This window comes from Herbaspirillum sp. SJZ107, from assembly GCF_006715485.1.
Taxonomy (GTDB): domain Bacteria; phylum Pseudomonadota; class Gammaproteobacteria; order Burkholderiales; family Burkholderiaceae_D; genus Telluria.
This window is the reverse complement of record NZ_VFNH01000004.1, coordinates 336076-359707: the sequence shown is the minus strand read 5'-3', so window position 1 is coordinate 359707 and position 23632 is coordinate 336076. Positions and strand designations below refer to the sequence as shown.

Annotated in this window: 23 protein-coding genes; 10 read left to right on the top strand and 13 right to left on the bottom strand. The window is 66.2% G+C overall.

What is annotated here, in order from left to right:
• Positions 1-3 precede the first annotated feature (3 nt).
• From FBX97_RS24620 to FBX97_RS24585, 8 genes are all read left to right on the top strand, one after another.
• Positions 4-1593, top strand: coding sequence for an NEW3 domain-containing protein (locus tag FBX97_RS24620; protein ID WP_185748732.1), 1590 nt, complete (start codon positions 4-6; stop codon positions 1591-1593).
• Between the two features lie 9 nt (positions 1594-1602).
• The gene (locus FBX97_RS24615; RefSeq protein WP_141837673.1) at positions 1603-2307 is read left to right on the top strand and encodes an ABC transporter ATP-binding protein; all 705 of its coding nucleotides are present in this window, start codon (positions 1603-1605) and stop codon (positions 2305-2307) included.
• On the top strand, positions 2307-3350 hold the full coding sequence (locus tag FBX97_RS24610; protein ID WP_141837671.1) for a ThiF family adenylyltransferase: 1044 nt from the start codon (positions 2307-2309) through the stop codon (positions 3348-3350). Before FBX97_RS24615 ends, FBX97_RS24610 begins: the two co-directional genes overlap by 1 nt.
• Positions 3347-4528 carry an aminotransferase class V-fold PLP-dependent enzyme gene (locus tag FBX97_RS24605; protein ID WP_141837669.1) on the top strand — a complete coding sequence of 394 codons (1182 nt, stop codon included), beginning with the start codon at positions 3347-3349 and terminating at the stop codon, positions 4526-4528. Before FBX97_RS24610 ends, FBX97_RS24605 begins: the two co-directional genes overlap by 4 nt.
• Positions 4529-4550: 22 nt before the next feature.
• Positions 4551-4820, top strand: a complete 270-nt coding sequence (locus FBX97_RS29735; RefSeq protein ID WP_185748731.1) for a MoaD/ThiS family protein — start codon at positions 4551-4553, stop codon at positions 4818-4820.
• A 176-nt stretch (positions 4821-4996) separates the two neighbouring features.
• Positions 4997-5476 (top strand): RNA polymerase sigma factor, encoded by a 480-nt coding sequence (locus tag FBX97_RS24595; protein WP_185748730.1) that lies wholly within the window; start codon positions 4997-4999, stop codon positions 5474-5476.
• Positions 5473-5880 (top strand): hypothetical protein, encoded by a 408-nt coding sequence (locus tag FBX97_RS24590; protein ID WP_141837663.1) that lies wholly within the window; start codon positions 5473-5475, stop codon positions 5878-5880. The genes FBX97_RS24595 and FBX97_RS24590 overlap by 4 nt, the downstream gene beginning before the upstream one ends.
• Positions 5881-5900: 20 nt before the next feature.
• On the top strand, positions 5901-7274 hold the full coding sequence (locus FBX97_RS24585) for an acyl-CoA thioester hydrolase/BAAT C-terminal domain-containing protein (RefSeq protein ID WP_141837661.1): 1374 nt from the start codon (positions 5901-5903) through the stop codon (positions 7272-7274).
• A gap of 26 nt (positions 7275-7300) precedes the next feature.
• Here FBX97_RS24585 and FBX97_RS24580 read toward each other — a convergent pair whose 3' ends face one another.
• Together FBX97_RS24580 and FBX97_RS24575 are read right to left on the bottom strand one after the other, a co-directional pair.
• Positions 7301-8221, bottom strand: coding sequence for an SPFH domain-containing protein (locus FBX97_RS24580; RefSeq protein WP_141837659.1), 921 nt, complete (start codon positions 8219-8221; stop codon positions 7301-7303).
• Between the two features lie 46 nt (positions 8222-8267).
• A complete protein-coding gene (locus FBX97_RS24575; RefSeq protein WP_141837657.1) occupies positions 8268-8696 on the bottom strand; it encodes an NfeD family protein in 429 nt (142 codons plus the stop codon).
• Between the two features lie 284 nt (positions 8697-8980).
• Between FBX97_RS24575 and FBX97_RS24570 the strand changes: the two genes are divergently transcribed.
• The gene (locus tag FBX97_RS24570) at positions 8981-10186 is read left to right on the top strand and encodes a diguanylate cyclase (protein ID WP_141837655.1); all 1206 of its coding nucleotides are present in this window, start codon (positions 8981-8983) and stop codon (positions 10184-10186) included.
• A gap of 5 nt (positions 10187-10191) precedes the next feature.
• Here FBX97_RS24570 and FBX97_RS24565 read toward each other — a convergent pair whose 3' ends face one another.
• Positions 10192-10566 carry a hypothetical protein gene (locus FBX97_RS24565; RefSeq protein ID WP_141837653.1) on the bottom strand — a complete coding sequence of 125 codons (375 nt, stop codon included), beginning with the start codon at positions 10564-10566 and terminating at the stop codon, positions 10192-10194.
• A 132-nt stretch (positions 10567-10698) separates the two neighbouring features.
• The gene (gene ppsA / locus FBX97_RS24560; protein WP_141837651.1) at positions 10699-13140 is read right to left on the bottom strand and encodes a phosphoenolpyruvate synthase; all 2442 of its coding nucleotides are present in this window, start codon (positions 13138-13140) and stop codon (positions 10699-10701) included.
• 177 nt (positions 13141-13317) lie between these two features.
• Here ppsA and FBX97_RS24555 point away from each other — a divergent pair, with 177 nt between their 5' ends.
• A complete protein-coding gene (locus FBX97_RS24555; RefSeq protein ID WP_141837649.1) occupies positions 13318-14166 on the top strand; it encodes a pyruvate, water dikinase regulatory protein in 849 nt (282 codons plus the stop codon).
• A gap of 77 nt (positions 14167-14243) precedes the next feature.
• Here FBX97_RS24555 and FBX97_RS24550 read toward each other — a convergent pair whose 3' ends face one another.
• The 9 genes from FBX97_RS24550 to bamA all read right to left on the bottom strand — a co-directional run bounded on the left by FBX97_RS24550 (position 14244) and on the right by bamA (position 23500).
• A complete protein-coding gene (locus FBX97_RS24550; protein WP_255517625.1) occupies positions 14244-15482 on the bottom strand; it encodes an EAL domain-containing protein in 1239 nt (412 codons plus the stop codon).
• 78 nt (positions 15483-15560) lie between these two features.
• The gene (locus FBX97_RS24545; RefSeq protein ID WP_141837646.1) at positions 15561-16349 is read right to left on the bottom strand and encodes an RNA methyltransferase; all 789 of its coding nucleotides are present in this window, start codon (positions 16347-16349) and stop codon (positions 15561-15563) included.
• On the bottom strand, positions 16346-17008 hold the full coding sequence (rnhB, locus tag FBX97_RS24540; protein ID WP_141837644.1) for a ribonuclease HII: 663 nt from the start codon (positions 17006-17008) through the stop codon (positions 16346-16348). The genes FBX97_RS24545 and rnhB overlap by 4 nt, the downstream gene beginning before the upstream one ends.
• Entirely contained in the window at positions 17005-18192 is a 1188-nt protein-coding gene (lpxB, locus tag FBX97_RS24535; protein ID WP_141837642.1) for a lipid-A-disaccharide synthase, read from the bottom strand. Before lpxB ends, rnhB begins: the two co-directional genes overlap by 4 nt.
• The gene (gene lpxA, locus FBX97_RS24530) at positions 18176-18976 is read right to left on the bottom strand and encodes an acyl-ACP--UDP-N-acetylglucosamine O-acyltransferase (RefSeq protein WP_141837640.1); all 801 of its coding nucleotides are present in this window, start codon (positions 18974-18976) and stop codon (positions 18176-18178) included. The genes lpxB and lpxA overlap by 17 nt, the downstream gene beginning before the upstream one ends.
• Complete coding sequence (fabZ, locus tag FBX97_RS24525) at positions 18976-19476, bottom strand: 3-hydroxyacyl-ACP dehydratase FabZ (RefSeq protein WP_141837637.1); 501 nt, start codon at positions 19474-19476, stop codon at positions 18976-18978. Before fabZ ends, lpxA begins: the two co-directional genes overlap by 1 nt.
• A complete protein-coding gene (gene lpxD / locus FBX97_RS24520; protein ID WP_141837635.1) occupies positions 19473-20531 on the bottom strand; it encodes a UDP-3-O-(3-hydroxymyristoyl)glucosamine N-acyltransferase in 1059 nt (352 codons plus the stop codon). The genes fabZ and lpxD overlap by 4 nt, the downstream gene beginning before the upstream one ends.
• Positions 20532-20624: 93 nt before the next feature.
• On the bottom strand, positions 20625-21113 hold the full coding sequence (locus FBX97_RS24515) for an OmpH family outer membrane protein (RefSeq protein WP_255517624.1): 489 nt from the start codon (positions 21111-21113) through the stop codon (positions 20625-20627).
• Positions 21114-21166: 53 nt separating this feature from the next.
• Positions 21167-23500, bottom strand: coding sequence for an outer membrane protein assembly factor BamA (gene bamA / locus FBX97_RS24510; RefSeq protein WP_141837631.1), 2334 nt, complete (start codon positions 23498-23500; stop codon positions 21167-21169).
• Positions 23501-23632: the final 132 nt, after the last annotated feature.

The following is a 23632-nucleotide window of genomic DNA, read 5'->3' as shown; positions in this document are numbered from 1 at the left end:
CACATGACCGCGTCAGCCTTCGCGCGGCGCCTCGCCTCCGTCTCCGCCGCGGCTGCGCTGGCAGCCGCCGCGTTCGTGGCCGGGATGCCGGCAAACAGCCTCGCCAACAGCCTGCAGGACCAGACCAGTCTGTTGACGATCCGAGAAAACCTGGTTCAGGTCCAGCTGACGCGCGCCAAGCTGCAGCAGTACGAGCCGCTCGCCGAAAAAGGCATCGTCAGCAAGACCGACATCGAGCAGAAGCGCGCCGATGCACGCCTGGCCGAGATCCGCTTCCAGCGTTCGGTGATGGACCTGGTCAGCACCGAACCCAAGATCACGGTCGAGCGTGCCGTCAAGGTGAAGGGCAAGGATGGCCAGCAGTACCTGGAACTGGCCCTACGCAACGCGACCCTGCTGGTCGACGATTCGCAGCAGATGCTGTTCGCGTCAATGGACAAGGACCTGGCCTTCCCGCGCGAAATCCTGCAGCGCCGGCTGGACAATGTCTTCATCTCGGTGCGCGAGGCCAACAACTTCGCGGGCGGCGCCGGCGCCGGCGCGGGGACCGGCTATGCGCAGGGCCAGTTCGCGATGCCGTCACAGGTGGCCGTGGCGATTCCCTACGACCTGAAGATCGGCAGCTGGAGCTACAACGAGACCAAGGTCCTGCGCTTCCGCCTGCTGACCGACGCCGAGCGCTTCAACATCCACATCACCTACCGCTCGTCGGAACACGAGATCGGCGTCTATGCCGAGCAGAAGTTCCAGAGCGGCGACGTCGAGCTGACGGCGGGCCGGATCAACCAGGAAGCCAACCTCGGCAGCGCGATCGACTATCCGTTCGAGATCCGCAGGAGCGGACAGGACAGCCGCGCTTTCTTCTTCCAGGTGTACAACCTGCCGCCCAGTATCAGCTACAGCATCGTGTCGGCGGACGGCAAAAGCCGCGTGTCCCAGGTCAGGCTGGAGAATGGCGAGACCGCGCGGCCGCTGATGCTGCGCCTCGAGCTTCCGGCGCGCCATGTCGAGGGCTTCAAGCTGGATGCGCCGCTACCCTTCATCGTCGCCGCTGTCGACGAGAAGAACGTCGCCAAGCTGCCGGCCGGTGACCGCAAGGTCGCCGAGACCGACTTCAGCGGCCAGTCTCTCGGCTCGCTCGAGCTGAAACTGGTGGCGCGCGGGCTGGGCAAGCTGTCCATCGTCGCGAACAGCCTGGTGCACGAACTCGTGCCGGGCGCCCACAGCGAGTTCGGCTTCACCGTCAAGAACGAGGGATCGAGCTCGCTGGAAAACATCCGCTTCGACAGCGAAAAGCCGAACGGCATCGGCGTGGCCTTTGAACCGGCGCTGATCACCAGCGTCGGCGTCGGCCAGGAGAAGAAGGTCAAGGTGCGGGTGACCACCCCGAACGACAGCGCGGTGGGCGAATACGAATTGCGCGTCAAGACCGAGGGCTATTCGTCGACCCGGCCGCTGGCGATCGACGAAAAGGTGTTCCGCCTGGTAGTGAAGTCCGGCCCCAGCATGCTGCCCGTCTTCGTCGTACTGTTCCTGTTCCTCGCCGTCCTGCTCATCATCGTGTATGTCGGCAAAAAAGTCAGACTTCGTTAGGAGCTTAGAGTGATTACCGCAGAAAATCTCGTCAAGCGCTTCGGCGCCGACCACGTCGCCGTCAACGATGTGTCGTTCCACGTGGCGCCCGGGGAAATCATGTGCCTGTATGGCGCAAACGGCGCCGGCAAGACCACGACCATCAACATGTTCCTCAACTTCCTGCAGCCGAGTTCCGGCCGCGCCGTCATCAGCGGCATCGACGCCACCACGCAGCCGCTGCTGGCGCGTCGCCACCTCGGCTTCCTGTCCGAGAATGTGCGCCTGTACGACAACTTCACGGCGATGCAGAACATCCTGTTCTTTTCCCGGCTGGGGAACGAGCGGGCCGTCGATGCCGACGAGTGCGCGGCCATGCTGTCGGAATGCGGGCTGGACGGCAAATTTCATCACCGCCGGGTCGGCACCTTCAGCAAGGGGATGCGCCAGAAGGCGGCCTTCGCGATCTGCCGCATCCGCAACGCCAAGGCCCTGTTCCTCGACGAACCCCTGTCGGGCCTGGACCCGAGCGCCGCGGACAGCGTGCTCGACTCGATCCGCAAGCTATGCGACTCGGGTGCGGCCGTACTGATGTCAACGCACGACCTGCTGCGCAGCTCGGAGATCGCCGACAAGGTGGCGCTCATGAAGTCGGGACAGTTGCTGGCGCGTTTTTCGCAGGCCGAACTGAAGAACGTTAACCTGACCCAGCTCTACCGGGAAGCGATCAACTGATGGATGCGAACGATTACCGTTATTCCAGGCAGACCAGACTGCCGGAAATTGGAGCGGCAGGCGCCGCCAGGCTGAAGGCCGCCCATGTGATGATCGTCGGTGTTGGCGCACTCGGCAGCCAGGTGGCGGAACTCCTGTGCCGTGCCGGCATCCGCAAGCTGACACTGGTCGACCCGGACGTGGTGGACGCCTCCAACCTGCAGCGCCAGATGCTGTACGGCGAGCGCGACGTCGAGCGCGGCCTGCCGAAGGTCGCCGCCGCGCGCGAACGCCTGCTGCAGATCAATTCGCTGCTCGAGGTCGACGTGCACGCCACCGAATTCGATGCCGCCTTCCTGGCACGGACCGGCCTTCCCGCCGACGTCGACGTGCTGGTGGATGGCCTCGATGGGCTGGATACGCGGCTGCAGCTGAACGCCGCCGCGGTCGCGGCCGGCGTGCCCTACGTATATGGCGCGGCCCTGGGCATGGAAGGCTGCTGCTTCACGGTGCTGCCGGGGGAGACGGCATGCCTTCATTGCCTGCTGGGCTCGCCTGCCCTCCACCAGTCGCAAAAGACCTGCGCGGTGGCCGGCGTGCTGGCCAGCACCATCGGCCAGGTCGCCACCACCCAGTTCACGGAGACGGTCAAGCTGCTGGTCGGGCGCGCCGATGCTTGCCGCCGCGAGATGGTGTACTTCAATGTATGGGAAAACACGCAATTTGCCCTGCCGGTCATGCGCCGCGCCGACTGCGAAGTGTGCGTGAAACGGCGCGGCGAGACCGGAACCGCCGCGGCGCCGGCGCGCAGCCGGCTGCTGTGCGGCCGCAACGCGCTGCAGCTGCAGGTGCCGCCGCCGGCGCCGGCCTTCGCGCACCTGGCAGCGCGCGCGCCCCTGGACAGCATCCGCAGCCGCACCGAGTACCACCTGGAACGGCTCCATGTCTTCGAAGGCCGCCAGTACCGCCTGACCTTCTTCAGTGACGGCCGCGTCATCGTCGACGGCACCCGCGACGAAGACCTGGCCCATGCGCTGCTCGCCGACGCGCTGGAGGCCTCATGATCTATCTCGACAATGCGGCGACCTCGTGGCCGAAGGCGCCCGACTTTCATGTCCGCGCGGCGGAGGTGCTGGGCGCGCCCTGGGGCAATCCGCACCGCGGCGCGCACGGCGCCGCGGTGCGCTCGGAAGAACTCGTTGGACGCTGCCGTGCACGGATCGCGGCCCTGATCGGCGCCGAAAGTCCGGACCGCATCGCCATCGGCTACAACACCACCGACCTGCTGAACACCGCCATCGCCGGCATCGCGGAACGCTTCGCGCCGCGCACCGCCATTACCTCGATCCTGGAGCACAACAGCGTGCTGCGTCCGCTGTACCGCCTGGCCGGGCGCGGGGTCGAACTGCGCATCGCCGCGCCGTCCGCCGCCGGCACGCTCGACCTGCGCAGGGAACTCGAATACGCGGCCGCGCGCTCGCCGGACCCCGCCCTGGTGGTGCTGGCGCACGCGGTCAACACGACCGGGCAGGTGCGCGACATGGCGCGCATCGGCCGCCTGTGCCGCGAGTACGGCGCCTTCCTCGTCGTCGACGGCGCTCAGAGCGTCGGCAGCGTCCCGGTGGACGTCGTGGCGATGCATGCGGATGCCGTCGCCTTTCCGGCCCACAAGGGCCTGCTCGGGCCGACCGGCCTGGGCTTCCTGTACCTCGGCCCGCGTCTGGCGGACGCCGGTCTGGCGCCGCTGCGGGTCGGTGGCGGCGGCGATGCGCATGCGCGCGACATGCCGCAGGCCGCGCCGGGCCGCTTCGAGGCCGGCACCCCAAACGTGCACGGGCTGGCCCTGCTGGAGCAGAGCCTCGCCTGGCTGGAACGCCAGCCGCCCTCGCACGCCGACGCCCACGCGCACGACCTGTGGCAGCGCCTCGCAGGCGTGCCCGGCATCCGCCTGTACGGCGAGCACGCCGGCGCCGCGATCGTGCTGTGCAACGTCGGCGATCTGCCCAGCCAAACCGTGAGCGCGGTCCTCGACCGCGACTTCGGCATCATGACCCGCGCCGGCCTGCACTGCGCTCCGCTCGCCCACGAATGGCTCGGCAGCGGTGCCAGCCATGGCGGCGCCGTCCGCATCAGCTTCGGCAAATTCAACGTGGCCGCCGACGTCGACGCGGCGGCAGCGGCACTGCGGCGGATCGCCGAGTCGGTGCACGAACACGCGGCCCACGAACGCGTCCCCGCATGACCCCTTGACCCTGGAGATCCAATTGGCCCATCTTTTCATTCCACAATCGCTCAAAGCCGACCACCTGGCGTATCCGCTCGAGATGGCCGTGGGCGCGACCGTCGCCGAGGCGCTGGCGGACCTCGGTACCCGGCATGCCGGCGCCATCGATCCGTTCTGGCGCGAAGGCATGCTGCGGCCCGGCTTCTTCATCATCCACAACCAGCGCGTGCTCGACCCGGACGCCGTGTGCGGCCTGCGGCTCGCGCAGGGCGACCAGGTGCGCATCGTCCAGCCGCTGTCCGGCGGCTGATCCGCTTCCAAGGCATGCCGCGCATGCCGGCCCGGCGTGCGCGGCATGCACCGTTCTTGCTCCCTTCTCCGCCTCTTTCTGGTCCCCTTTTTCCGCTCTCCAGGATTTTTTCATCGATCCGTGTAACTTTCGCCGGCCCCGTGGATAGTCTACAGGTCGGAACACTCGAAACCACCATGCAGACGATACAAGCGATCTACGAACGGCACGCCCCGGCCCTGCGCCGCTTCGCCGTAGGCCTGTGCGGGGACACCAGCCTGGCCAAGGACCTGGTGGCTGAAACCTTCATGCGTGCCATGACGTCGTCCGCACAGATCGAATCGACCACCGTGCTGGCCTACCTGTGCACGATCGCGCGCCGCCTGTATTTGAAGGAATGGCACCGGCGCCGCCGTTTCGCGGAACTCGACGACGTCCACGCGGACGCCACCCCGGGTCCGGAACAGCTGGCGATCGATGCCCAAGTGGTGTCGAAGACGCTCGACGCCCTGCAGGTCCTGCCTGAGATTGACCGCGCCGCACTGCTGATGCGCGCCGCGGAAGAGATCCCGTACGAGGACATCGCACGGGCCCTGGCGATTTCGGTATCGGCGGCGAAGGTCAAGGTGTTCCGCGCCCGGCTCAAACTTGCACAACTACTCAACGAGGAATCATGATGAATTTTTCCGAAGACGTGATCGTCGACCTGCTTCCGGCCTATTTTTCCGGCGAGGCCAGCGCGGCTACCCGTGCTGTCGTCGACAGCTATTTTGCGGCACATCCGCAATTCGCCCGGGCCGCGCGCGCCGCCCAGACCGGCGGCGTCGAGCTGCCGCGCATCGACGCCGCGGACGAAGGGCACGAGGCGATCCGGCGCGTGCGCAAGGCTCTGCGCCGGCGCGGCCTCCTGATCGCGCTGGCGATCTTCTGCAGCGTATCCCCGTTCACCTTCATGGTAAAGGACCAGTCGCTGGTGTACTTCATGTGGCGCGATGCCCCGGCGGTGGCGGCCTGCTATGTTGCGGTCGCACTCGCGGCCTGGATCGGGCTGTGGATCTCGAACCGCGCCAACGCCGCCTGACCGACCGGAGGACCGCCATCATGACCCGACTTCTTCCGCTCGCCTTCCTGTCCCTGCTGTGCCTGCATGCCGCGGCGCAGACGATACGCGTGTCGACCCCTGCCGTTCTCGCCGCCGCCGACAGCCCCGCCATCACTATCGAGGGACTTCCGCCTCATGCCCGTGTCGCCCTGGTCGCCGAGCGCGTCGTGATCGAGCGCGGCGCGCCGGTCCGCTACCGCGCTGGCGCCGATTTCGTCGCCGGCGCCGACGGCATCGTCGACCTCGGACGCGACGCGCCGGTCGCCGGCAGCTACCGCGGTGCGGACGTGCGCGGCCTGTTCTGGTCGATGGTGCCGATCGCCGGCGCGGCGGCGGCCACCGAGGCCGGCGTGGCCCGCATGACGGCCACGGTCGACGGCAAACCCGTCGCCAGCCGCGACCTGCGCTTCGACCAGGACGACCCGCAGGTGCAGGTGGAGCCGGTCGCCGCATTTCCGGGCGCGGTGTTCGCCCGGCCGCGCACGGCTGGACGCAGGCCTGTCGTGATCGCTTTGGGCGGCTCCGAAGGGGGTGCGCGGTCGGCACGCGAACTGGCGATGCGGTTGGCGGCGCACGGCTTCGCCGCGGTCGGCCTGCCCTATTATTCGCCGGCCGCGCCGGGACGCACCGAACGCGAGCTGCCGGCGCTGCCCGCCAGCTTCGTCGAGATTCCCGTCGACCGCCTGAACCAGGTGCGCGACTGGCTGGCGGCTCGCGACGACGTCGACGACGGGCGCATCGCACTGTATGGTGTGTCGAAGGGCGCCGAATTCGCGCTGGTCGCGGCCAGCCGGCTGACCTGGCTTAGCGCAGTGGTCGCGATCGTCCCGAGCGACGTGGTCTGGCAGGGCTGGGGACAGGACGCGGGCGCCACCGGCGCCGGCCGCTCGTCGTTCTCGTTCGGCGGCAAGCCGCTGCCCTTCGTGCCCAACCTGGGCTTCCAGCAGGAGCTCGAAGGTTTCCGCACCGGTGCGCCAGTGCGCTACCGCCGTCCGATGGAAAAAGGCCGCGCCGCGTTTCCGCAGGCGGCGCTGGCAGCGCGCATCCGCGTCGAGGATTTCGAGGGGCCGATGCTGGTCGCCGGCGGCGGCGACGACCAGATGTGGGACTCGGGCGCCATGGCGCAGAACATCGCCGAACGCCGCCTCGAGGCGGGCCGGCCCACGGTGTCTCTGGTCTTCCCGGACGGCGGCCACATGCTCAACGGCACCGGCTGGGAACCGACGACGCAATACGATGCGGGCGTATTCAAGCTCGGCGGCACGCCCGAAGGCAACGCCCGCGCCCAGGCCGAAGTATGGCGCGAAGCCCTCGCCTTTCTGCACCGCGCGCTGGCGGCGGACGCCAACGCGGCGCTGGCCGCACGCCGCTGACGGGCACGGGACCGGTTACGCCAGGATCAGCGCTGGGTCTTCACGATCTGTAGCGCACTCGCGATCAACCCGCTCATGTCGCCCAGATCGGCCGGCACGATGATCGAATTGTTGGTCTTGGCCAGCTTGCCGAACGCATCGACGTAATGCTCGGCCACGCGCAGGTTGACGGCGTCCATGCCGCCCGGGCTACGGATGGCGTCGCCGACCTGGCGCAGTGCCGCCGCGCTGGCGTCGGCCAGCGCCACGATCGCCGAGGCCTCGCCCTGGGCGCGGTTGATGGCCGCCTGGCGTTCGCCTTCCGAGCGCGCGATCGCCGCTTCGCGCTCGCCCGAGGCGATGTTGATCTGTTCCTGGCGCCGGCCTTCCGAGGCCGCGATCAGCGCGCGCTTCTCGCGTTCGGCCGTGATCTGGCGCTGCATCGAATGCAGGATCTCGGCCGGCGGGGTCAGGTCCTTGATCTCGTAGCGCAGCACCTTGACGCCCCAGTTGGCGGCCGATTCGTCGATCGCGTTGACGATGGTGGTGTTGATGTGGTCGCGCTCCTCGAAGGTTTTATCCAGTTCCATCTTGCCGATCACCGAACGCAGCGTGGTCTGGGCCAGCTGCGTGATCGCCTGGATGTAGTTCGAGGACCCGTAGGACGCGCGCATGGCGTCGGTCACCTGGAAGTACAGGATGCCATCCACCTGCAGCTGGGTGTTGTCGCGCGTGATGCAGACCTGCGGCGGCACGTCGAGCGGGATCTCCTTCAGGCTGTGCTTGTAGGCGATGCGGTCGATGAAGGGCACCACGATGTTCAGGCCCGGCGCCAGCGTCGCATGGTACTTGCCAAGCCGTTCGACCACCCAGGCGTGCTGCTGGGGCACCACGTTGATGGTCTTGAAGACGAACACGAGCGCGATGATGAAGATGACCAGCGCGACGGTACCGAATGAGAATTCCATGTGCTCCCCTGAGGTGATCGTTATCGTTGTGATTCGTTATTCCAGCTTACGCGTCGGCGACCACCAGCCGGCTGCCCAGCACTTCGACGATGCGGAACTCGCCGGCATGCGGCGTCGCGCCCTGCCCCAGCTCCACATCCCACAAGGCGCCGCGGTACATCACGCGCGCACGGCCGTTGTCCCAGGCGGGTACCGTGACGCGCTCGCCGATGTCGAGGTTGACGTTGCGGTCGCGCGTGGCGGCGCGGGCGTCGAGGCGGCCGCGACCGAAGCGCGAACGGTGCAGCAGCCCGGTGGCGATGACGCCGACCGCGCCGGCGGCGATCGCCTGCACCGGCAGCCCGGCGCCGGCCAGCGCCACCAGGCTGCCGGCCGCCAGGCCGATCGCGATCATGAGCAGATAAAAGGTCCCGGTGAACAACTCCAGGATCACCAGCACGCCTGCGCTTGCCAGCCAGCCGATCCAGTCAGCCATGGTCTCCTCCTGTTCAGACAGCAAAAACCCCCGACTCCCGGAACGAGCGACGAGGGTTGGCTTGGATATGCAGCAACAAACCCAGTGTATCTTGTCGGCGCGCAGAGTCAACATATGCATGCCAAACCACAACGTCAGGCGTGTAGCATGAATTTTAATTGACTTGACGTTCAATAAACACCCTGCATAGCGACAATTTTGATACCATTCGGCAATTCCTCGTGATTACCGGACGCTGCGGCGTCTGCCGTTATGCCTTTTAACCCTTGCCCGAAGCCGCGCCCATGCTGAGCGCCACCAGCCTGTTCCTGGTCATGATGGCCTTGTCGGTCGTGATGCTGCTGGTCCTGTCCTCGCAGACGCACAGCGGCGCCAGGGGTATCCGCGAATGGATCATCGCGAATGCGATGGCGGTCGCCGCGATGCCGCTGTTCGCCGCGCGTGGCCACATTTCCGGTCTGCTGTCGATCGAACTGGGCAACGCCCTCCTGATCGGTACCTCGGTCATGATGTACGTCGGCTTCCAGCGTCACCTGGGACGCCGGGTGCCGTGGCGTGCGCTGGGCGGTTTTACGGCCGCCACCATGACTGCGGTGGTGACGCTGCATTACGGGATCGATTCGACGCCGCTGCGCATCGTCGTGGTTTCGCTGCTGCATGGCGGCCTGTGCATGGCGATGTGCGCCAGCGTCAGGCAGTCGCTGCCGGCGGCCGCGCGCCGCTATCCCTACTGGTTCACGATCTGCGCCAGCTTCGCGGTCGGCATCGGCCTGTTCCTGCGCGCCGGCGCCTACGGCGCGCGCGTGGCCGGCCTGCTGCCGCAATTCGACGTGCCGACCCTGGATCTGGTGTTCTTCGCCTGCGGCACGCTGTCGATTCCGACGCTGACGCTCGGCGCAGTGATGATGGCCAACGCCGAGATCATCGCGCGCGCCACCTACGCCGCCGACCATGACCACCTGACCGGTGCGCCGTCGCGCCGCGCCTTCTTCGCCGTGGCCGAACGCGAATGCGCCCAGGCCTGGCGCACGCCGGCGGCGCTGTCCCTGCTGCTGTTCGACGTCGACCACTTCAAGCGCATCAACGATACCCACGGCCACGCGGCCGGCGACCGGGTGCTGGTGGAAATCGTCGAGCGCACCCTTGGGATCCTGCGCCATCGCGACTACTGCGGCCGCCTCGGCGGCGAGGAATTTGCCGTGCTGCTGCCGGCCACGTCCAGCGACACGGCGCTGCACGTGGCCGAGCGCCTGCGCACCGCGCTGCAGTGCACGCCGCCAATCCCCGCCGAACGCGGTGCGGACCGCAGCGCGGCCGGCACCATCGGCTACACGGTCAGCATCGGCGTGGCCACGCTGGTGCCGGGCGAAACCATCGCCAGCCTGCTGTCGCGCGCCGATACCGCCCTGTACGCCGCCAAGTCGGGCGGGCGCAACCGCGTCGTGGCCGCAGCCGCCGGCGGCTACGGCATGGAGCGCCGGCGCGCCTGAACGCCTCAGTCCTGTTTTTTCGCGTGGCGCGCCACGACCTTGCCGACGGCGTCGTCCCCGCCCTCGACCTTGCAGCTGCGCGTGCAGCGCCCATAGGCGTCGTCACAGGCACCATTGCGCGCCATGCGGCGATGCTGGTAACCCGACTGCTCCAGGGACCCGTTGTCGCTCGATCGCATCTGCACCTGGGCGGTGCGGGCGAACGGGTTCTTTTCCGGGGTATCGGTCGGCAGCATGCCTTCCTTCTTCTCGGTGGCCTTGACGTTGGCCAGGCACTGGGTCTTTTCGGACGTACACATCGACTTGCAGAAGGCCGGCTCCTCGGCAAAACCGGCGGCGGACAATCCAAGCAAGGTCATCAATAAGACGAGGCGTTTCATCGGATTCTTCGGAAAAGTTGACACTGTTCACGGGGAGGGTTTCCAAAAGGATATCGCATCCACGCAGCTTGGCAAGATAAAAAAAGCCCTCCGGCCCAGCGGGGCGGAGGGCTTTCCTGGGTCGAGCCGTGATTACATCGCGGCCAGCTTCTGCCAGGTCTCGACCACCGAGTCCGGATTCAGCGACATCGACTCGATGCCCTCTTCCACCAGCCACTGCGCGAAGTCCGGGTTGTCGGACGGCCCCTGGCCGCAGATGCCGACGTACTTGCCCTGCTTCAGGCAGGCCTTGATGGCCAGGCTCAGCATGGCTTTGACGGCCGGATCGCGTTCGTCGAAGTCCTTGGCCAGCAGCTCCATGCCGGAGTCGCGGTCCAGGCCCAGCGTCAGCTGCGTCAGGTCGTTGGAACCGATCGAGAAGCCGTCGAAGTACTGCAGGAACTGCTCGGCCAGGATGGCGTTGGACGGCACTTCGCACATCATGATCACGCGCAGGCCGTTCTCGCCGCGCTTCAGGCCGTACTTGGCCAGCAGGCCGATGACCTTCTCGGCCTGGCCCAGGGTGCGCACGAACGGGATCATGATCTCGACGTTGGTCAGGCCCATTTCTTCACGGACGCGCTTCATGGCCATGCATTCCATCTCGAAGGACTCGGCGAAGTCTTCGGCCAGGTAGCGCGCGGCGCCGCGGAAGCCCAGCATCGGGTTTTCCTCGTCCGGCTCGTAGCGCGAGCCGCCGATCAGCTTCTTGTACTCGTTCGACTTGAAGTCGGACAGGCGCACGATGACCGGCTTCGGCCAGAACGCGGCGGCGATGGTCGCCACGCCTTCGGTCAGCTTGTCGACGTAGAAGGCGCGCGGCGAGGCGTGGCCGCGGGCCACCGATTCCACTGCCTTCTTCAGGTCGGCGTCGATGTTCGGGTACTCGAGGATCGCCTTCGGGTGCACGCCGATGTTGTTGTTGATGATGAATTCGAGACGCGCCAGGCCGACGCCGCCGTTCGGCACCGACTGGAAGTCGAAGGCCAGCTGCGGGTTGCCGACGTTGAGCATGATCTTGGTCTTGATCGGCGGCAGTTCGCCGCGCACGGTTTCCGTGACTTCGGTTTCGAGCAGGCCGTCGTAGATGCGGCCTTCGTCGCCTTCGGCGCACGAGACGGTGACGAAGGTGCCGTCCTTCAGCACGTCGGTGGCGTCGCCGCAGCCGACCACGGCCGGCACGCCCAGTTCACGCGCGATGATCGCCGCGTGGCAGGTGCGGCCGCCGCGGTTGGTGACGATCGCCGAGGCGCGCTTCATGACCGGTTCCCAGTTGGGGTCGGTCATGTCGGCGACCAGCACGTCGCCCGGCTGCACGCGTTCCATTTCCGACGGGTCGCTGATGACGCGCACCGGACCGGCGCCGATCTTCTGGCCGATCGCGCGGCCCGAGGTCAGCACGGTACCGGTGCCCTTCAGCTGGAAGCGCTGCTGGGCATCGGTCGCCTTCTGCTGCGACTTCACGGTTTCCGGACGCGCCTGCAGGATGTACAGCTTGCCGTCGCGGCCATCCTTGCCCCACTCGATGTCCATCGGGCGGCCGTAGTGCTTCTCGATGATGACGGCGTACTTGGCCAGCTCGACGACTTCGTCGTCGGTCAGCGAGTAGCGGTTGCGCTGTTCGATCGGCACGTCGACGGTCTGCACCGAACGGCCGGCCTTGGCTTCCTTGGTGAACTCCATCTTGATCAGCTTGGAGCCGATGTTCTTGCGGATGACCGGCTTCTTGCCCTGCTCCAGCATCGGCTTGTGGACGTAGAACTCGTCCGGGTTGACCGCGCCCTGCACAACGGTTTCGCCCAGGCCGTAGCTGGACGTGACGAAGACGACGTCCTTGAAGCCCGACTCGGTATCGATGGTGAACATCACGCCGGCCGCGCCGGTATCGGAACGCACCATGCGCTGCACGCCGGCCGACAGCGCCACGTCGGCGTGGATGAAGCCCTTGTGCACACGGTAGGAAATAGCGCGGTCGTTGTACAGCGACGCGAACACGTGCTTCATGGCCTCGAGCACGTTGTCGATGCCGACCACGTTCAGGAAGGTTTCCTGCTGGCCGGCGAAGGATGCATCCGGCAAGTCTTCGGCGGTCGCCGAGGAGCGTACGGCAAAGGACATCTCGGTTTCGGAGTCGGCTACCAGGCGCTCGTAGAACTCGCGGATCTCCTGTTCCAGGCGTGGCTGGAACGGGGTCGAGAAGATCCACTCGCGGATTTCGGCACCGGCTGCGGCCAGGGCGCGCACGTCGTCGACGTCCAGGCTTTCCAGGCGCAGCTCGATGCGCTGGCCGAGCGACGGACCGCCGTCGGCGCTGTGGCGCAGGAAGTCGCGGAACGCTTCGGCCGTGGTGGCAAAGCCGCCCGGCACGCGCACGCCGGCCTCGGCCAGCTGGCTGATCATTTCGCCGAGCGAGGCGTTCTTGCCGCCGACCGATTCGACGTCGGTCATGCGCAGCTGCTCGAAGGGCGCGACGTACACGCCCTCGCCGGTTTTTGGATCGGGTACTGCCAATGCTGCATTAGACAGGTTAGTCATGATAAAACACCTTCTTTGATGATGGAAATCTGTGCGGTTGGCTGGCACACGTCTTTTCTTGTTATTCTTCGCGGTGCAGAGCCGGACCCATATTCGTTGCAGAGCATTTTACCGCGTGTGCGCCCGCCACACTGTGCGGTGACTGCAACTTTGTTATTATCTTATCAAAAAATTACCATGATTTCAGAGAGCACCCCAGCGACGCCGACCATCCCGCGTACCGTCTTCTTCGTGTCCGACGGCACCGGCATCACGGCGGAAACCTTCGGCCACGCGGTGCTGAGCCAGTTCGAGATGCGCTTCCGCCAGATCCGCCTGCCCTTCATCGACACCATCGAAAAAGCGCACGAGGCGGCGCGCCGCATCAACGACGTGGCCCTGAGCGACAACCAGCGTCCGATCGTGTTCTCGACCCTGGTCAAGCACGACCTGTCGAGCGTGATCCGGGCCGCTCAGGGCATGCACATGGACCTGTTCCAGACCTTCGTCGCGCCGCTCGAGCAGGAATTGCAGGTCAAGTCGACCCATACGATCGGCCGTATCCACAACATGGTCGACACCGAGGAATACAAGGACCGCATCGAGGCCATCAACTTCTCGCTGGCGCACGACGACGGCCAGTCGCACAAGAACCTGGCCGACGCCGACGTCATCCTGGTCGGCGTCTCGCGCTCGGGCAAGACCCCGACCAGCCTCTACCTGGCGATGCAGTACGGGATCAAGGCCGCCAACTATCCCCTGATTCCGGACGACTTCGAACGCGGCAGGCTGCCCTCGGCGCTGCCCCAGTTCAAGCACAAGCTGTTCGGATTGACGATCACGCCCGAGCGCCTGGCCGAGATCCGCAACGAGCGGCGGGCCGGCAGCAAATATGCGTCGATCGAGAATTGCCGCTACGAGGTGAACGAGGCCGAGATGCTGATGAAGCGCGAGGGGATCCGCTGGCTGTCGTCGACGACCAAGTCGATCGAGGAGATTTCGACGACCATTCTTCAGGAGATCAAGCCGGATCGGCGGGAGTACTAAGCGCTTCCGCGTCAACGGCCCGTGTCCTGGACGCCGTCATTCCCGCGCAGGCGGGAATGACGGTTTAATAGTAGCTGTTAAAAGAAGTGGCGCCAGTCTTCCAGCCACCCCGGAAAGGCCGCAGCCTCCATCGGATTGGCAATGTGATACCCCTGCGCATACGTGCAGCCGAGCCCCTGCAGGAAATCCCAATCCTGGCGCGTCTCCACGCCCACCGCGCACGACATGCGGTCCAGGCTGTTCGCGAGCCCCAGGCAGGATTTCAGCACCGTGCCCAGCGGCCGCTTCTTGGACGCCCCGTCGACGAAAGAGCGGTCGATCTTCAGCTCCGAGAACGGAATCCGCGCCAGCAGCTGCAAATTCGAGCGCCCGGTGCCGTAGTCGTCGATCGCCAGGCCGAATCCCATCATGCGCAGCCGCACCAGGCGTTCGATGAAATCGACGTCGAAGTCGAGGATCGACGATTCGGTCATCTCGAAGGTGAGGTAGTCCGGCAGCACGCCGTGGCGCTTCATGCAGGCGGCGATCTGGCGCACGAAGTCGGGCTGGGCCAGCGTGGCCGGCGCCAGGTTCAGCGAGATCGAGATCGGGATGCCCTGGTCGTGGAAGCCGCGACAGTGCTGGACCGACAGCTCGATCATGCTCCAGTCGAGGAAGTCGACGCGGCCGTTCTGTTCGAGGGCATCGATGAACGCGGCCGGGCCCAGCACGCCGTGCTCGGGATGGCGCCAGCGCGCAAAGGTTTCCAGGCCCGTCACCTGGCCGGTTGCCAGTTCGATCTTGGGCTGGAAGAAGGGTTCGAATTCGCGCCGCTGCAGCCCGACGCCGACTTCGGCGAAGCTGAAGCTCGGTCCCGCCGGTGCTGCCACGGGCGCGCGCGAGGGCTGGTAATTGTCGAGCAGCGCCTTGAGCTTGGCGGCGCTGACGTTCCCACCGCGGGGCTTGGCGATGGTGCCCAGCAGGTCGACGCCGTGCGCCTGCACCAGCGTCTCGACCGAGAACAGCACGCCGGGCGGCTGGGCGCCGGTGACGATCAGGCGCACGCTGGAGCCCAGCGCGGCGATCGCCCGCAGCATTTCCATGCCGTCCATGCCGCCCAGGGCCAGGTCGAGGATGGCGACGTCGATCTTCGGGCTGAAGCCGGCCTGCAGGGTGCGCAGGGCCATCGGGGCGTCCGGTACTTCGGTGACGCGGCTGGCGCCGAGCTGGGTGAGCGCGTCGGCGAGGGCGCGGCGCTGGACCGGGTCCGCTTCCGCGACCAGGAAATGCAAGTTCGGCAGATGCGGTGGCAGGTGCGGCATGTGGGCGGTGTCCATCTTGAGTCAATATTTCACAGTTGCAAGTACGAAGCGTAACCTGAACCGCGCATCAAGTCCATGCCCAGCGATCTTACTTCAGCCTTGTTGTTGCTGGCGCAGCTGTTCGAAAAAGCACACGGCGGCGCAGGCGGCCACGTTCAGCGACTCCACCTGCCCGGCATGCGGCACCGCGACGCGCAAGCTGGCCAGCTCCAGCAGTTCGGCGGACACGCCCTGCCCTTCATGGCCGAGCACCCAGGCGGCCGGCTGGCGCAGGTCGATGTCGTAGAGGCGCTTGCTGGCATAGCCGCTGGTGGCCAGCACCGGCACCCCGGCGCCACGCACCAGCGCCGGCAGGTCGACGTTCTCGAAGATCTCGAGCACGAAGTGGGCGCCCATGGCGGCGCGCAGCACCTTGGGCGACCAGCAGAACGCGGTGCCGGCGCTGCAATACACCTGCCGGATGCCGGCCGCGCCTGCGCTCCTCAGGATCGAGCCGACGTTGCCCGGGTCCTGCACGCCGTCCAGCAGCACCGCCGATTGCGTCAGGGCCGCAGGCTGGCGCGGGCGCGGCGTCTCGATCAGGAACACCAGGTTGACGCCGTGCTCGACCTGGCTGATGGCGCCGAACAGCGCGTCCGGCAGCGCCGTCACCGGTGCCCCGGCGCCCTCGGCGCGCGCCACGATGGCCGCGACTTCCGGATTGGCCAGCGCCCCTTCCGACACCACGCAGTGCAGCGGTGCGCCGTTCAGGTCCAGCCAGCTCTGGCACAGGTGGACGCCGTCGAGCAGGCTCTGGCCGGCCTTGCGCCGTGCCTGCGAACTGGTCGCCAGTCCCTTGAGTTCCTTGTAAAAGGCGTTGTCGCGCGAACTGATGGTCTTCATGCGGGCGCGCTTTCGAACAGGTCCGGCTCCAGCAGCGCCCTGACCGGTGCAAACGAGCGGCGGTGCACCGGGCACGGGCCGTGCAGGCGCAGGCGTTCCAGGTGCAGCGCGGTCGAGTAGCCCTTGTGCTGGTCGAAGGCGTATTCCGGGTAGGCGGCATGCAGCGCGACCAGGGCGGCGTCGCGCGCGGTCTTGGCCAGGATCGAGGCGGCCGAAATCGCATGCACCTTGTCGTCACCCTCCACCACCGCATGGGCGCGGATGGTCGACACCGTGAATTGCGGACAGCGGTTGCCGTCGATCAGGGCGATGGTCGGCAGCGTGTGCAGCGCTTCCACCGCGCGCCGCATCGCCAGCATGGTGGCCTGCAGGATGTTGATGGTGTCGATCTCGTGATGCGAGCACTCGGCGATGGCCCAGGCCAGCGCCTGTTCCTTGATGATCGGGGCCAGCTCGTCGCGCCGCGCCTCGGTCAGCTTCTTGGAGTCGCGCAAGCCTTCGATCGGCCGGCTCGGGTCGAGGATCACGGCCGCCGCGTACACCGGCCCGGCCAGCGGACCGCGTCCGGCCTCGTCCACGCCGCAGACGACGTCCTCGAGCGTGAACGGACGGTTCCTGGCCGGGAGGCCGGGGTAGAAATCGAACTTCTTCTTTCTCATTTTGCTTTACCTATTACCTGCAGCACCGCATCGGCGCTGAGGCCGCCACTGTCGCGCAGCAGGCTGTGATGCATGTCCAGGAAGCGCTGCTGCAGGCGCACCCGGTTGTTCTCGTCGGTCAGCTGGACCCAGAGCGCGTCCGCCAGCGCTGCCGGCGTGGCCGCGTGCTGCAGGAATTCCGGCACCACGAACTCGCGCGCCAGGATGTTCGGCAGTCCGATCCACGGCAGGTAGCCCATGTGGCGGATGATCATCCATTCGGCCGGCAGCACCTTGTACGCGATCACCATCGGCTTCTTGTACAGCGCCACCTCGAGCGTCGCCGTGCCGGATGCCGCCAGCACCGCATCGGCGGCGGCGATGCAGTCGTGCGACTGGCCATCGACCAGCGTCAGGGGCACGTCCTGCAGGCCGGCCTGGTCCCTCAGCCCCATAAAATACGCCTTTTGGCGCTCGCCCGCCATCGGCGCGATGAAACGCACCGCGCCGTTGCTGCCAGCCCACCGCGCCAGCAGCTGCACCGTGCGCAGGTAGGGTTCGGTCAGGTACTTGATCTCAGACATGCGGCTGCCCGGCATGACGGTGACCACCTTCGCATCCTGCGGGATGCCGAGGCGGCGCCGGGCGCCGGCCACGTCCGGCTGCAGCGGGATCTGTTCCGCCAGCGGATGGCCGATGTAGGTGGCCGGCACGCCGGCGGCGCGGTACAGCGCTTCCTCGAACGGGAAGATCAGCAGCATGTGCGACACCGCGCGCTGGATCTTCTTGATGCGGCCGCCGCGCCAGGCCCATATCTGCGGCCCGACGAAGTGCACGGTCGGGATGCCGGCAGCGCGCAGCTGCTCTTCCAGGCCGAGGTTGAAACCTGGGTAGTCGGCGCCGATGAAGGCGGCCGGTCTCTCAAGTAACAGGCGCTCGCGCAGCGTGTTCTGGATGCCTTTCAGTTCGCGGTAGCGCAGCAGCACCGGCAGCAGGCCGCGCACGGTGAGCGTTTCCATCGCCACGTCGGACGCCAGGCCCTGCTCGTGCATGCGCGGGCCACCGATGCCGCTGAAGGCCACGCCAGGCAGGCGCGGCTTCAGGCCAGCCATCAGGCGGGCGGCCAGCATGTCGCCGGAGACTTCACCGGCCACCAGCGCAAGAGAGCACTGCGGCGACACCGGACGTTCAGCGGACGATGCCACGGCTGGTGGTGCCGAGGAATTCGCGCATCGCGCGGATGTAGGGCGCAGCGCCGGTTTCGAGCGCGCCGTCGGCGGCTTCCTCTTCCGCCAGCTTGGCCTTGGCCTCTTCCAGCGTCAGGCCGGAGCGGTAGATGTGCTTGTAGGCGGTGCGCAGGCCGTTGATCTGCTCGCGCGTAAAGCCGCGGCGCTTCAGGCCTTCGATGTTGATGCCGTGCGCCTCGGCCGGATTGCCCGAGACCAGCACGAACGGCGGCACGTCCTGGGTCAGGCTGGTGTACATGCCGATGAAGGCATGCTCGCCGATCTTGCAGAACTGGTGCACGCCGCAGTAGCCCGACAGGATCGCCCAGTCGCCCACGTGGACGTGGCCGGCCAGCTGGGCGTTGTTCGAGAAGATCGTGTTGCTGCCGACGCGGCAATCGTGCGCCAGGTGGGTGTAGGCCGACATCCAGTTGTCGTCGCCGAGCGAGGTCACGCCTTCGTCCTGCGCCGTACCCGTATTGAAGGTACAGAATTCGCGGATCGTGTTGCGGTCGCCGATGACCAGGCGGGTCGGCTCGCCGGCCCACTTCTTGTCCTGCGGCTGGGCGCCCAGGGACGCGAACTGGAAGATGTGGTTGTCCTTGCCGATCGTCGTGTGGCCTTCGATGACCACGTGCGGTCCGACGCGGGTGCCGGCGCCGATGCGCACGTTGGCACCGACGATGGAGTACGGGCCGACCTCGACCGAGCTGTCCAGCTCGGCCTTGGGATCGACGATCGCGCTTGGGTGGATCTTGCTCATTACTGCCCCGCTGCGGCGCCGTTCGCCGATTCATTGGCGCGGATGGTGCACATCAGGTCGCCTTCCACCGCGACCTTGCCGTCGACGCTGGCGGTGGCCTTGTATTTCCAGATGCCGCGCGAGGTGCGCACGATCTCGACGGTCATGACCAGCTGGTCGCCCGGCTCGACCGGACGCTTGAAGCGCGCGTTGTCGATGCCGACGAAGTAGACCACCGAATTCTCGTCCGGTTTCACGTTCATGGTCATGAAGGACAGGATGGCGGCGGTCTGGGCCAGCGCCTCGATCATCAGCACGCCCGGCATCACCGGCTTGTGCGGAAAGTGGCCGTTGAAGAACTCTTCGTTGACGGTGACGTTCTTGATGGCGGTGATGGTCTTGCCGATCTCGTAGTCGACCACGCGGTCCACCAGCAGCAGCGGGTAGCGGTGCGGCAGGTATTCCTTGATTTCGTTGATGCCCAGGATCTTCGATTCGGTCTTGGTCTGTTCAGTCGTCATTTTTGTTCTGTAGCTTCCGTCAGTTGTTTGATCTGTTTTTCCAGCATCCGCATTTTCTCGCGCATCGTGTTCAGGTTGCGCACGATCGCGGCGCTCTTTTCCCATTCCGCATTCTTGGCCATCGGGTAGAAGCCGGTGTATTGCCCCGGCTCCAGCACCGAGCGCGATACCATCGTGCCCGAGGAGATATGGACGTTGTCGGCGATTTCCAGGTGGCCCAGCACCATCGCCGCGCCGCCGAAGGTGCAATTCTTGCCGATCCTGGCGCTGCCGGCTACCCCCACGCAGCCCGCCATCGCCGTGTTGGCGCCGATATGGCAGTTGTGGCCGATCTGGATCTGGTTGTCGAGCTTGACGCCGTCCTCGATGACGGTGTCGGCCAGGGCGCCGCGGTCGACCGTGGTGTTGGCGCCGATGTCGACGTCGTCGCCCATCAGTACGCGTCCGGTCTGCGGGATCTTGATGTACACGCCGTTTTCGCGCGCGAAGCCGAAGCCGTCGGTGCCGATCACGGCGCCCGAGTGCAGGATGCCGCGCTTGCCGATCTTGCAACGGGCGTGGAAGGTCACGTTGGCGAAGAGTTCCGTGCCTTCGCCGATCTCGGCGTCGCGGCCGACGAAGCAGCCGGCGCCGATCACCACGCCCGGGCCGATGGCCGCGCCGGCTTCGATCACGGCGTTCGGGCCGACGTGGGCGCTCGGGTCCACCTGCGCGCTCTCGTGCACCACGGCGCTGGGGTGGATGCCGGGTGCCGGCACGATCGCGTCGAGGTCCGCGAAGTACTGGGCCGCGCGCGCGAAGTAGGCGTAGGGATTGGTGGTGACGATGCGCGCGCCTTCGTAGGTCGCGGCCACGGTCTGGTCGTCGAGCGGCGCGACGATCAGCGCGGCCGCCCCGCTCTGCGCGGCCAGTGCACGCAATTTGCTGTTGCTGAGAAAGCTGATGTGCGAAGCGCCGGCGCTGTCGAGCGGCGCGATACCCTGAACCTCGAGGTTCGGGTCGCCTACCAGCTGACCGCCGAAGCGTTCGACCAAATCACCCAGGCGAGTGCCCATGTGGTCGTTCCTTCTTTGAAAAAAATAATGCCGGCGAGGCGCCGGCCCGGAGGCCGGATCCTCGCCGGCACTTCTTCTATTTTCAGCGTCCGATTATTTGTCGAGCAGCTTGAGAATCTTGTCAGTGATGTCGATGCGCGGACTGGTCCAGACGGCTTCCTGCAGCACCACGTCGAGATGTTCCTGTTCCGCGACCTGCTCGATCAGCTTGAACGCCTTTTGCGCGATCGCGGCGCGCTCTTCGTTCTTGCGCTGGAACAGGTCCTCATTGTACTCGCGCTGCATGCGCTGCATGTCTTTTTCCATGTCGAGCAGCTCGCGCGTACGCCGGGTGCGATCGAGGTCGGTCAGCTTGGGCGCCTCTTCGTCGAACTTCTCGCGCGCGCTCTTGAAGCGCTGCACCATGTCGTCGACCTGCTTCTGGCGCTTCGAGAACTCGGCCTGCATCTTGGCGTCGGCCGCTTTGGCCAGCTTCGATTCCGTCATCAGCCTTTCGGTGTAGACGAAACCGATGCGGCCCACGGCAGCCTGCCCCTGCGCCTGCGCGCCTGCCGCCGCGAGGGCGCATACGGCGGCCATCATCAAAAGGCGCTTCGGCAAAGGGGCTTTCACGATCTTAAACATAACACTCCCGGTCAGAAGCCGGTACCCATCTGGAACTGGAAGCGTTCCAGGCGGTCGCCCGGCTTGGCATTCAAGGGCTTAGCATAACTCAACTTGAGCGGTCCCACCGGCGAAATCCACGACAGGCCGATACCTGCCGAGTAGCGCAGCTCCGAGGCGCGCATCTTCTGGCCTTCCTGGTACACCTGGCCGCCGTCGGCGAAGGTGAACCAGCGCAGGCTGCGGTCGGTGCCGCTGCCCGGGAACGGGAACTGCAGCTCGGCATTGCCGATGATGCGCTTGGCGCCGCCCAGCGCGTCGAGCGTGTACGGGTCGACGATACCCAGCGACGAACTCTCGTAGCCGCGCACCGAACCGATACCGCCGCCGTAGAAGTTCTTGAAGACCGGGTAGGCGTGGCTGCCGATGCCCGAACCGTAGTCGAGCTCGCCCTTCAGCGCCAGCGTCATCCAGCGCGTGATCGGACGGTACCACTGGTGCTCGTAGATCGCGCGGTAGTACTTGGCGTCGCCGAACAGGTCGACCTCGAGGTTGGCGCGCTGGTAGCGGCCGCGGGTCGGGGTGACCGTGCTGTCGCGCGAGTCGCGGCCCCACGCCACCGTCAGCGGGATCGCATTGGTGGTGGCGGTGCCGATACCGCTCTCCGGTCCGCCGTTCTGCGACACGAAGGTCTTGTACAGGGTCGGCGAACTGGTGTCGGTTTCGAGCTTGGTGCGCTCGACGCCGGCGCCGAAGTAGACCGTGTCGTTTTCCGAGAACGGCACGCCGAAGGTCATGTTGGCGCCCTGCTGGCGCACCGTGTACGAACCGATGTTCAGTGCCGGCGGACGCGAGGTGCGCAGGTAGACCTGGAAGGCGCGCGAGATGCCCTCGTCGGTGAAGTACGGGTTGGTCTGCGCGACCGAGATCGTGCGATTGTATTTACCGGTGTTCAGCTCGAGGCCGATCGTGTTGCCGCTGCCCGCGAAGTTGGCCTGCGTGATCGACGCCGTGAAGGTGAACTTCTCGGCCTGCGAGAAGGCGCCGCCGACCATGAAGTTGCCGGTCGGGCGTTCGGTGACGGCGATATTGACGTCGACCTGGTCGGTGGTGCCCTGCGATTCGGGGGTCTCCACCGTCACGTCCTTGAAGTAGCCGAGACGGTCGACGCGGTCGCGCGACATCTTCACGCGGTTCGGGTCGTACCACGAGCTCTCGAACTGGCGGAATTCGCGGCGGATCACTTCGTCGCGGGTGACGGTGTTGCCCGAGATCGTCATGTGGCGCACGTAGGCGCGCTTGCCCGGATCGACGAAGAAGGTGAAGGTGACTTCGCGCTTGGCCTGGTCGATTTCCGGGTTGCCGGTGACGTTGGCGAAGGCGTAGCCGAAGCTTGCCAGGCGGTCGGAAATACGCTTGTTCGAGGCTTCGAGCAGTTCGCCCGAGAAGGTCGCACCCGGCTGCAGCAGGATCAGGTTGCGCAGTTCCTGCTCGCGGCCGAACATCTCGCCATCCATCTTGATGCCCTTGACGGTGTACTTCTCGCCTTCGGTGATGTTGATGGTGAGGTAGATGTCCTTCTTGTCCGGCGTGATCGCGACCTGGGTCGAATCGACCGCCACCTCGAGGTAGCCGCGGTTCAGGTAGAAGGACTTGATGTTTTCCAGGTCGCCGGTCAGCTTCTGCTTCGAGTACTGGTCGGCCTTGGAGTACCAGGTCAGCCAGCCCGAGGTCGACAGCTGCAGCACCCGGCGCAGTTCCTTGTCGCTGAAGGCCTTGTTGCCGACGATGTTGATGCCCTTGATCTTGGCGACGTCGCCCTCGTCCACGTTGAACATGACGTTCACGCGGTTGCGTTCGATCGGGGTCACGGTGGTGGTGATCTTGACGCCGTACAGGCCGTGCGACAGGTACTGGCGCTTGAGCTCCTGCTCGGCGCGGTCGACCGAGGCCTTGTCGAAGATCTTGGTCTCGCCGACGCCGATGTCCTTCAGCGCCTTGACCAGCATGTCCTTCTCGAATTCCTTGGTGCCGGTGAAGTCCACCGTATTGATGGCCGGACGTTCCTCGACCAGCACCACCAGCACGCCGTTTTCTTCTTCGAGGCGCACGTCCTTGAAGAAGCCGGTCGCGTACAGGGCCTTGATCGCCGCGGTACCCTTGTCGTCGTCGAAGGTCTCGCCCACGCGCACCGGCAGGTAGCTGAACACCGTGCCTGCCTCGGTCCGCTGGATGCCTTCGACCCGGATGTCCTTGACGACGAACGGCGCCACGGCCAGGGCGTGGCCGGAACAGAAGGCCAGCACGGCGGCGCCGATCAGTCGACGGGTGAAAGGCAAGACAAGACGATCAGGATGTAATTTCATTGGCAAAATCAATGGGTCAGTCATGGACAGCTCGAACAAGCGCCTGCGCGGCGGTTTTTCAAGGTGCCCGGTTGGACAAGGTACATGTTCTGCGCCCGCGCTTATGCCGCCTCGAGCCAGGGAACCCGTATC

Bases quoted from the DNA above. Each gene is read 5' to 3' on its own strand.
- FBX97_RS24620 (WP_185748732.1), top strand. From the start codon at position 4: ATGACCGCGTCAGCCTTCGCGCGGCGCCTCGCCTCCGTCTCCGCCGCG.
- FBX97_RS24610 (WP_141837671.1), top strand. From the start codon at position 2,307: ATGGATGCGAACGATTACCGTTATTCCAGGCAGACCAGACTGCCGGAA.
- FBX97_RS24605 (WP_141837669.1), top strand. From the start codon at position 3,347: ATGATCTATCTCGACAATGCGGCGACCTCGTGGCCGAAGGCGCCCGAC.
- FBX97_RS24595 (WP_185748730.1), top strand. From the start codon at position 4,997: ATGCAGACGATACAAGCGATCTACGAACGGCACGCCCCGGCCCTGCGC.
- FBX97_RS24590 (WP_141837663.1), top strand. From the start codon at position 5,473: ATGATGAATTTTTCCGAAGACGTGATCGTCGACCTGCTTCCGGCCTAT.
- FBX97_RS24585 (WP_141837661.1), top strand. From the start codon at position 5,901: ATGACCCGACTTCTTCCGCTCGCCTTCCTGTCCCTGCTGTGCCTGCAT.
- FBX97_RS24580 (WP_141837659.1), bottom strand. From the start codon at position 8,221: ATGGAATTCTCATTCGGTACCGTCGCGCTGGTCATCTTCATCATCGCG.
- FBX97_RS24575 (WP_141837657.1), bottom strand. From the start codon at position 8,696: ATGGCTGACTGGATCGGCTGGCTGGCAAGCGCAGGCGTGCTGGTGATC.
- FBX97_RS24570 (WP_141837655.1), top strand. From the start codon at position 8,981: ATGCTGAGCGCCACCAGCCTGTTCCTGGTCATGATGGCCTTGTCGGTC.
- FBX97_RS24565 (WP_141837653.1), bottom strand. From the start codon at position 10,566: ATGAAACGCCTCGTCTTATTGATGACCTTGCTTGGATTGTCCGCCGCC.
- ppsA (WP_141837651.1), bottom strand. From the start codon at position 13,140: ATGACTAACCTGTCTAATGCAGCATTGGCAGTACCCGATCCAAAAACC.
- FBX97_RS24555 (WP_141837649.1), top strand. From the start codon at position 13,318: ATGATTTCAGAGAGCACCCCAGCGACGCCGACCATCCCGCGTACCGTC.
- FBX97_RS24550 (WP_255517625.1), bottom strand. From the start codon at position 15,482: ATGGACACCGCCCACATGCCGCACCTGCCACCGCATCTGCCGAACTTG.
- FBX97_RS24545 (WP_141837646.1), bottom strand. From the start codon at position 16,349: ATGAAGACCATCAGTTCGCGCGACAACGCCTTTTACAAGGAACTCAAG.
- rnhB (WP_141837644.1), bottom strand. From the start codon at position 17,008: ATGAGAAAGAAGAAGTTCGATTTCTACCCCGGCCTCCCGGCCAGGAAC.
- lpxA (WP_141837640.1), bottom strand. From the start codon at position 18,976: ATGAGCAAGATCCACCCAAGCGCGATCGTCGATCCCAAGGCCGAGCTG.
- fabZ (WP_141837637.1), bottom strand. From the start codon at position 19,476: ATGACGACTGAACAGACCAAGACCGAATCGAAGATCCTGGGCATCAAC.
- lpxD (WP_141837635.1), bottom strand. From the start codon at position 20,531: ATGGGCACTCGCCTGGGTGATTTGGTCGAACGCTTCGGCGGTCAGCTG.
- FBX97_RS24515 (WP_255517624.1), bottom strand. From the start codon at position 21,113: ATGATGGCCGCCGTATGCGCCCTCGCGGCGGCAGGCGCGCAGGCGCAG.
- bamA (WP_141837631.1), bottom strand. From the start codon at position 23,500: ATGAAATTACATCCTGATCGTCTTGTCTTGCCTTTCACCCGTCGACTG.